This window comes from Fimbriimonadaceae bacterium (genome assembly GCA_023957775.1).
Taxonomy (GTDB): Bacteria; Armatimonadota; Fimbriimonadia; order Fimbriimonadales; family Fimbriimonadaceae; genus JAMLGR01.
On record JAMLGR010000026.1, the window covers coordinates 1 to 6,647 of the forward strand.

The 6,647-nt window shown below is 62.0% G+C and carries 8 protein-coding genes; 7 read left to right on the forward strand and 1 reads right to left on the reverse strand.

Translation table 11 applies throughout. The annotated features are described in order from the left end of the window. From M9921_15750 to M9921_15780, 7 genes are all read left to right on the forward strand, one after another. On the forward strand, positions 1-635 hold a 635-nt coding region (locus tag M9921_15750; GenBank protein MCO5298302.1), incomplete at its 5' end, for a DUF4166 domain-containing protein. A gap of 193 nt (positions 636-828) precedes the next feature. Further along, positions 829-1,032: a hypothetical protein gene (locus tag M9921_15755; protein ID MCO5298303.1), complete on the forward strand. Its 204-nt coding sequence runs from the start codon at positions 829-831 to the stop codon at positions 1,030-1,032. Between the two features lie 168 nt (positions 1,033-1,200). Beyond that, positions 1,201-1,398: a hypothetical protein gene (locus M9921_15760; GenBank protein MCO5298304.1), complete on the forward strand. Its 198-nt coding sequence runs from the start codon at positions 1,201-1,203 to the stop codon at positions 1,396-1,398. A gap of 360 nt (positions 1,399-1,758) precedes the next feature. Beyond that, positions 1,759-2,172 (forward strand): gamma-glutamylcyclotransferase, encoded by a 414-nt coding sequence (locus M9921_15765; GenBank protein MCO5298305.1) that lies wholly within the window; start codon positions 1,759-1,761, stop codon positions 2,170-2,172. A 94-nt stretch (positions 2,173-2,266) separates the two neighbouring features. Continuing rightward, positions 2,267-2,659: a DUF1801 domain-containing protein gene (locus M9921_15770; protein ID MCO5298306.1), complete on the forward strand. Its 393-nt coding sequence runs from the start codon at positions 2,267-2,269 to the stop codon at positions 2,657-2,659. A gap of 254 nt (positions 2,660-2,913) precedes the next feature. Further along, positions 2,914-3,360: a DUF1801 domain-containing protein gene (locus M9921_15775; GenBank protein ID MCO5298307.1), complete on the forward strand. Its 447-nt coding sequence runs from the start codon at positions 2,914-2,916 to the stop codon at positions 3,358-3,360. A 133-nt stretch (positions 3,361-3,493) separates the two neighbouring features. Then, on the forward strand, positions 3,494-5,707 hold the full coding sequence (locus M9921_15780) for a hypothetical protein (GenBank protein MCO5298308.1): 2,214 nt from the start codon (positions 3,494-3,496) through the stop codon (positions 5,705-5,707). A 40-nt stretch (positions 5,708-5,747) separates the two neighbouring features. Here M9921_15780 and M9921_15785 read toward each other — a convergent pair whose 3' ends face one another. After that, the gene (locus M9921_15785) at positions 5,748-6,572 is read right to left on the reverse strand and encodes a class I SAM-dependent methyltransferase (GenBank protein ID MCO5298309.1); all 825 of its coding nucleotides are present in this window, start codon (positions 6,570-6,572) and stop codon (positions 5,748-5,750) included. Between the last annotated feature and the right edge of the window lie 75 nt (positions 6,573-6,647).

Sequence of the window (6,647 nt, forward strand, 5' to 3'; positions counted from 1 at the left end):
TGCACCCTAAGATTCGAGAACAATATGGAATCTCCAGCAAATCGGATGCTGCTTATGTCGGTACGGGCGAAATGGATGACGTGTGGCACGGGCGATGGTATGTCGTGCCATTTCTTTTCGTTGGATCGCTACGTCGAATCCTATTCCCCGAAACCGGCAAGAACATCCCGTTTGAAATCCGAAACTACGCCTATTTGGATTGCTTTGGTCGTGAAACGGTCACGTGGAAACGATCGTTTTCTTTCCCATCGAAACAACGCGAGTTTGACGAATTCTTTGTATACAGCGAATCCCGCGGAACACCTATTCTGTACGCCGGTACTCATCAACACCTGTCTGTTGATTTGCATTTCGCGGTTGATGACGATGGTTCGATGATCGTTACCACCGGGAAACAACGTCTATTTGTCGGCCCTCTGACAATTCCTTTTCCACGGTTTTTCTCAGGCGACGCATATGTTCGCGAATCGTACAATGATTCGACAGATCGCTTTGAGGTGGAAGTATCCATTACCAACTCGTTTTGGGGTAAAATACTCGGCTATCAGGGTTCGTTTGATCTAGAACGAATTCCATGTGGCCGACATGAGATTCCTGATGGAACAATTCCCATTCGTGAAAATCGTCGCGAGTGATCGGCATATAACAATGCAATGAACCGAAGTCGCGGAACCGGGCGGCTTGAAATGGACAATCTACTCCCGCGACTCTGTTATCGCGGACGTTCTAGCTCCGCGCCCCAGCCGACACGGGCCCACCCCTCGGCGTTCGTAACCGGGTCGAGCGCTCGCGCGCGGCACAGAGCTGGAGATTGGGTACGTTCTCCAGATGAAGAAGAGACGTGGCCACTACTGCTGGGTGTGCGGCCGAGTCCGTCCAAATGAGAAGTTCTCGGGAGCCGGGCATCGTGATCACATCTGCAAAGAGTGCGTGTCGATGCGGCGGCGCGAGCTGCGGGCGGGGAGATCGAAGGTCGAGGGGTCACCGGACAACATGCCGATGCAGGAGGACCAGCCTTCGGCCGGCTGCTGATCGGCAGGGCGTTAGGCGTCGCTCGCGCATCCTGAGAACGAGAGTCAAGCAGAACACCCCTTCCTCGCCATGAGCCTTTGCCCGCACTGCAACGAAAAGATACCTGCGAGCACCATCGTACTCGCTCCGTGCCCAATCTGGATTTCGTGCCCCAAGTGCCGAACTGCGTTGACTGCCGACACCTTCATCAGAGTTCAGGGCGTCATCATCGTCATCGTGACGGCCGCATTTGAATTCTTCGTCATGCGACATTTTGCTTTTTGGCGGGTCCGGATTCTTTGGCTCGTTGCGGGCGTGGTCGCCATCGTTGCCGTCAACACTTTCATCACGATGCGATGGGGCAGCTACAGGCGCCGAATCACATGAACGCTTCCATTCCAACAGCCGCAACGCCTAACCATGTGCTGTAGCGAACCCGGCGGGAGCGTCGCAGTTGCAATCCATGCGTCCCGTGCGCCGGGTCGCTGAGCTTGGGTCGTTAGGAGGCGACGACATGGATGAAGATCTAAGCGAGTATCGAGGGCTCAAGTTCCAGCCGAGTCGGACTCGTCCACGATTCTGTGTGAGGCTTGTCATGGGCTCGTCCAAGGAGCTTCGAGTGGACCGACTGCCTAACACCAGCGTGAACGCGACGGTTGGGCCGGTCAAGCCGCATGCATGCGCACGCGTCGCGCCCGTCCGCCTCGCCTGTTACGATGAGCGTTATGCACACAGAGGTGAACGTACATGAGTGAACGCCGTGTCGACGTCTTCTTCTACGGCTTGTTCATGGACGGCAATCTCCTCCGCAAAGCGGGTGTGGAACCAAACAGCCCGCGTCGCGCCTATGTGGACGGCTTTGCGTTGCGGATCGGCCACCGCGCAACACTCGTTCCGTCCGCGGGAGATCGTGCCTATGGGATGCTGTTCGCGCTTACGCATCAAGAACTGGTCCGGCTCTACGCCGCACCTGGTCTGGAGGAGTATCATTCGGAAGCTGTACTTGCCCAGCCTCTGGGGGGAACCCCTCTGCCGGCTCTGTGCTACAACCTGTGCGAAGCGCCTCAGACACACGAACGGAATCCAGAATACGCGGGTCAACTCCAGCGAGTCCTCAGAGAACTGGGCTTCCCGGAAGAGTACGTTACGAGCATTTCATGAGCGTGGTGCATAACAACCGGTTGCAGCGGACGGCACGCTGCACGGCCCGTGGCTGAACCGGAGCGTTACGGAACTGGAGCACCAAGAGGTAGCAATGGCCAAAGCAGGGAAGAGATCCAAGGACGTCGACGCGTACATTTCCACCCAGCCTCCGGAAACCCGCCGCGCGCTCGAGGCGCTGCGCTCGTGCATCTGGAAGGCTGCGCCCGGGGTAAGCGAGCAGATGAACTACAACATCCCGGCGTTTGCCCTGGTTGAGGGAGGCAAGCGCGACAAGCAGATCATGATCGCAGGGTACGCCAAACATGTGGGCTTCTATCCGAGCCCGGAGGTCATCGAGGCGTTCGCCGATCAACTCGCCGGCTACAAGTCCGCCAAGGGGTCCGTCCAGTTCCCGTTGAGCGAGCCCATTCCCGAGGCGCTGGTCGTCGAGATGGTGAAGGTCAGGCTGGCCCAACTGGAAGGTGCGGAACCCGGTTCCAAGTAAATGGCCTGTCGTTTTGGTGCAATGCAATGCGATGCCGCCACGATGCGGACCGCCCCCACCACCACACGGAAATGGGAAGCTGAATCGCGGGGCGGCTCGCCTCGGTTAGGGTGTAATGGAGGCCATCATGCATGGAATGAATGTTCGGGTGCAGATCAAACCTGGGCACACGAGAACGCCGTGAGGTCTGGCCAGTCCGCCCGACGCGTGGATGGGCCCGCTGACCCGCGTGGACAAGTCGTAACTCCAATCCCATGAAAGTGGAAGAACAAATCAGCGCGTACTTCGACGCTCAACCCGAATCCAAACGAAGCGACATGCAGGAGTTGCACCGCGTCATTCTGACGGCGATGCCGCAAGGCAAGTTGTGGTTTCTGGATGGCAAGGACGATGCCGGCAAGGTTGTCTCGAACCCGAACGTGGGATACGGCACACGAACCATCAAGTACGCCAACGGGGAGACTCGAGAGTTCTATCAAATCGGGATCAGTGCAAACACAACGGGAATCTCGGTGTACATCCTTGGGATAGAAGATAAGACCTACCTGGCACGTACGTACGGAAAGGACCTCGGGAGGGCATCCATCTCGGGGTACTGCATCAGGTTCAAAGCGCTTCGAGACATCCGGATGGACATCCTTGAAGCGGCAATTCGAGATGGGATGGAGCAGACGAAAGCCCATCGCTCCGCGCGCACCTGAAATTGGGCGGTTCCGCCCCCGAGGCTGACTCCGCGGTGTTCATGCTCCTTCCGTCTTTCGGTGAACTCGCCCTGGTTGAGCGCGCGCCCGATGCCCGGGTGCGTGGACCGGCCCCAAGGAGGATAATGCACGCATGTCCCTCGCCCTGATTGCCGCACTGGCCCTCGTCCCCCTGCAAGGCGCCCCGGTCGCCGACAGCGCCCAGGCCCGCGCTCGCCTCGAGCAGTTCGCCGCCCACCAGAAGATGCGTGCGACGAGCCCCTTCCAGCAGCCGTGGTTCGAACTCGGCCCGCGGATCGGCACCGGCCGCATCGTGGACGTCGAAGGACACCCCGACCGGCCCGGCCTCATCCTCGCGGCGGCGGCGTCCGGCGGCATCTTCCGCAGCGTCGACGACGGCGGATCCTGGGACGCGGTGTTCGAGAACCAAGCCAGTGCGTCGATGGGCGACCTGGCGATCGCGCCCTCGAACCCCGACGTCGTGTGGGCTGGCACCGGCGAGGCGAACATCCTGCGCAGCTCGATGGCCGGCACCGGGGTGTACAAATCCACCGACGGCGGGAAGAGCTTCCAGCACATGGGCCTCACGGACACCCAGCACGTCTCGCGCATCCGCATCCACCCAACGAACCCCGACATCGTTTACGTCGCCAGCGCCGGCCACGAGTACACCTTCACTCCCGACCGAGGCGTGTACAAGACCACCGACGGCGGCAAGACGTGGCGCAAGGTGTTCTTCAAGAACGAGAAGACGGCCGTCATCGATCTCGCGATGGACCCCAAGGACCCCGAGACGCTCTACGCCGCCACGGCCCAGCGCCTTCGCACACGGTGGAACGACCCCGTGGCCGGCCCCGAGAGCGGCATCTACAAGACCACCGACGGCGGCAAAACGTGGAAGCCCCTTACCGAGGGACTTCCCGATTTCGCCAAGGGCGAGTGCGAGCGCATCGGCCTCGACGTGTGCGCCAGCCAGCCCAACGTGGTGGTGGCCGTGATCTTCCGGAACGGCGCCGAAGTGTTCCGCAGCGAGGACAAGGGCGAGACGTGGAAGGCCGTGGAGGGCGGGGCCGCGGTCAAGGGCCTCTTTCCGCAATACGGGTGGGTCTTCGGGCAGATCCGGGTCGACCCGAACGACCCTCTCACGATGGATGTCATCGGCCTGCAGCACCGCCGGACGACCGACGGCGGCAAGACGTGGAGGAACGTTCGCGGGAACCACGTGGACTATCACGGCTTGTGGATCGATCCGAAGGACTCGAAGCATGTGATGGTCGTGAACGACGGTGGGCTGATGATCAGCCACGACGGCTTGGCGACGTTCAAGCACGCGAACAACATGCCGATCGCGCAGTTCTACAACGTCTCGATTTCGCAAGCTGAAGGAACCTTCCACGCCTACGCCAGCCGCCAGGATTTTGGTGGTTGGCGCGGCGAGATCGTCGTGAACTCCGACCGCACGCTTGAGGCCAAGGCCTGGGAGTCGGGTCCTGGGGACGAGTCGGGCCGCCACGCGGTGGACCCCACGAACCCCGATCTTCTCTACGTGGTGTCGCGCTACGGAGGCGGTCCGCAGAGGGTGGACTATTCGCAGAAGAACGCGCGCACGGGCAACCCGCCGCTCAGCAAGAATCTCAGCCCCGATTTCGGCTCCGACAGGCGCCGCGCCCAATGGGTGTCGCCCATCCTCGTCTCGCCGACAGACCCTCGTCGCGTGCTGTACGGCGCGCAGTTCGTGTTTGTGAGCGACGATCAGGGCGAGACGTGGCGCAAGATCAGCCCCGACCTTACGAATCTCGACGAGGCGAAGCAGGGCAACATCGCCTACTCGACGATCTTCGCCCTGGCGGAATCGCCGCTCAAGAAGGGTGTGATCTACGCGGGCACCGACGATGGCAACGTGCAGGTCACGCGCGACGAGGGCGCCACGTGGACGAAGGTCAACGCCGGCTTGCCAGAGGCTCTGCACATCGCGACCCTCGAGGCCTCTCGGTTCGCCGAGGGCACCGTGTACGTCGGGGTGAACGGCAAGCGCAGCGACGACTTCGGGACGTACCTCTTCAAATCCACCGACTACGGCAAGTCGTGGACCTCCATCGCGGGCAACATCCCCGGCGGCCCGGTGAACGTGGTGAAGGAGGATCCTGCCGACCAGGACACCCTTTACGTTGGAACGGACATGGGCGTGTACGTCACCACCGACGGCGGGCGGAACTGGTCGGTGCTGGGAAAGGGCCTGCCGACGGTCTACGCGCACGACCTCGCGATCCACAAGGACGGGTTCCTGATCGTGGCCACCCACGGCCGCGGCCTGTGGGGCATCGACCTCCGCGTGCGAGGGCGCTGAGGGGAGTTGCACGCAAAGAACGCAAAGAGCGCTATGGGTTTCACGCCTCTGGTTGAAATTCCTCTCGCGACCTTTCCGTGACGCCTCGAACCGCCCACGCGCGGGCGTCGAGCACGATCTTTCCGTCGGATTCGGGACTCAGCCGCGCCTCGATCTCCCGCGCCAGATCTGCCCGACGCCCGGCCGAGAGCGAGGCGACGTACGACGGGGCGGGCCCGGTGCAGGCAAGGAACGGATGCCAGTAGTCTTGGAAGTTCCTGAACTCCGTTTGGATCTCCAGGGGCGCGCAATGCACGTCGGCGAGACCGCCGCCCCGAAACAGATTCACAAGCACATCGGGGCGGCAGATGGGGAATCGGGCGCCCTCGTCCAGCACCGCGGCGGACGGGGCCTGGGCGGCGGCGGCATCCCAGAAGTGACGGAGAAACAGCATGCCCTCGCCGTAGTCCCATACGCACGCGGAAACGGTGGCACCGGGCGCCGCCACAGAGGCCATCCGCCGAACGGCGTCGCCTGAGTCCGGCATGAAGTTCATCGCAAGGAGGGAGGCGACGCAGCCGAATCCGTCGGGATGGATCGGCAGGTCGTCTACTCCGGCGGTTATGAAGGAGAGCCGGGAATCGCGGGTGCTTTCCTGCGCGTGGTGGACAAAGGGGCCCGAGGGGTCGCAGCCCACGACCGAGGCTGGAGCGGCGAGGTCGGCGACTGCCTCGGCAAGGGCTCCCGTTCCGCAGCCGACGTCGAGCCAGTCCAGACCCGCCGGCATTCCCAGCCAGGAGACGTACTCCCGCGCGAGACGTCGGCTCCAACGGCCCATGAAGTTCTCGTAACTTTGCCCGGCTGCCCACGAATCGTCAACGGCCATCTCGTTCAACTCCCGGTGCGTAGCTCGACATACGCGCATTGTAGCGAGAGGTCGCCTCTGCTCGGCACCCCCAAG